The sequence below is a fragment of the Rossellomorea oryzaecorticis genome (assembly GCF_038405515.1).
GTDB classification, from domain to species: Bacteria; Bacillota; Bacilli; order Bacillales; family Bacillaceae_B; genus Rossellomorea; species Rossellomorea oryzaecorticis_A.
Genome location: NZ_JBBYAF010000102.1, coordinates 1 through 628 on the forward strand (window position 1 = coordinate 1; position 628 = coordinate 628).

Here is a 628-nt window from a genome sequence, read left to right on the forward strand (position 1 = left end):
CCCGTTCCCATGCCGAACACGGAAGTTAAGCTCTTCAGCGCCGATGGTAGTTGGGGGATCTCCCCCTGTGAGAGTAGGACGTCGCCAGGCGGATATAAAATTTTTTTGCACAATGTATATTTGGTAACATATAGTATGATATAATATATATATTACCAATCTTATCGTCGCGGGGTGGAGCAGTTCGGTAGCTCGTCGGGCTCATAACCCGAAGGTCGCAGGTTCAAATCCTGTCCCCGCAATACCATTTTTGCTAAAACATAATATTGAAAGATATTTTGCTGGCGCAAAAATCTTTGGTCTGGTAGTTCAGTTGGTTAGAATGCCTGCCTGTCACGCAGGAGGTCGCGGGTTCGAGTCCCGTCCAGACCGCCATTACTTTACACGTAAACGAAACTTTGGTTTCGTTTTTTTATTTTGTTTAATATAGCCTTATTTTTTGAGTGATAAGGTACGGGAGATGGGAATGGCTTATTTAGAATAGTTATTAAAGGATCATAAAATCGTAAAATGGATCATATATTTTTAGGAATCGGTTTGACCCCCTAATTCCTGACGAATTCTTTAAAAAACTAAACGATTCTTAGTTTTTCATTTTCATCATTTCCTTCTTCACTTTTACCAAGGT

General features: G+C 40.4%; 2 tRNA genes and 1 rRNA gene. All 3 read left to right on the forward strand.

Going from position 1 to position 628, the window contains the following annotated elements:
- Positions 1-90, forward strand: a 5S ribosomal RNA gene (rrf, locus tag AAEO50_RS21240); the annotation flags it as partial.
- A 78-nt stretch (positions 91-168) separates the two neighbouring features.
- Positions 169-242, forward strand: a tRNA-Met gene (locus tag AAEO50_RS21245).
- Between the two features lie 56 nt (positions 243-298).
- Positions 299-375: transfer RNA gene (locus tag AAEO50_RS21250), tRNA-Asp, on the forward strand.
- Positions 376-628 lie beyond the last annotated feature (253 nt).